Raw genomic sequence first — 898 nt, forward strand, 5'->3', positions numbered from 1 at the left:
GTCAAACCGCCGCCACCGACGCCCTTAGCGCCGACCGCACCGACATCACCACCCTTGCCGCCATCACCACCGGCACCCAACGCACCACCGGAACCGGCCACACCAGCCAACCCGGCCGCACCGTTACCACCGTCACCGGGAGTGCCGGCATCCCCACCGTCACCACCGTTGCCGCCGTTGCCCTGACTGCCCGCGTTACCGCTGCCATTGAGCAACGCACCCGCAGCACCACCGACACCACCCGCGCCGCCGGCACCACCGTCACCRCCCTTACCGCCGTCCTGACCGACACCCAGGTCGGCCCCGGACTGCCCGTCAGCACCGGTGACACCAGCACCACCAGCACCACCATTGGCGCCGCTACCAGCATTGCCACCAGAACCGGCATTACCAGCCACCGAGCCACTAGCACCACCAGCACCACCGCTGCCGCCGCTACCACCCTCACCGCCACTGCCACCGGCATCACCCGGGTTGACACCACTGTCACCAGACTTACCGGCCACACCGTCGCCACCGTCACCGCCGGTGCCACCCGAACCATGGCTGCCACCGGCACCGCCSGCGCCACCGTTACCACCCGAAGTACCCGGCGCCGCACTCAGATCCGACGCCGCGTCATAGCCGGCACCACCGTTACCGCCATTGCCCAGGACCCCGCTCGGGGAATCACCGTCGGCACCATCAGCACCGGGGGTCAAACCGCCGCCACCGACGCCCTTAGCGCCGACCGCACCGACATCACCACCCTTGCCGCCATCACCACCGGCACCCAACGCACCACCGGAACCGGCCACACCAGCCAACCCGGCCGCACCGTTACCACCGTCACCGGGAGTGCCGGCATCCCCACCGTCACCACCGTTGCCGCCGTTGCCCTGACTGCCCGCGTTACCGC

At 70.1% G+C, this 898-nt stretch carries 1 pseudogene; it reads right to left on the minus strand.

The window, feature by feature from the left end:
- Positions 1-898 (minus strand): annotated as a pseudogene (locus tag EJK91_RS22050) (GTP-binding protein); the annotation flags it as partial.

Origin of the sequence: Mycobacterium sp. P7213 (genome assembly GCF_900604305.1) — a bacterium.
Classification (GTDB): domain Bacteria; phylum Actinomycetota; class Actinomycetes; order Mycobacteriales; family Mycobacteriaceae; genus Mycobacterium.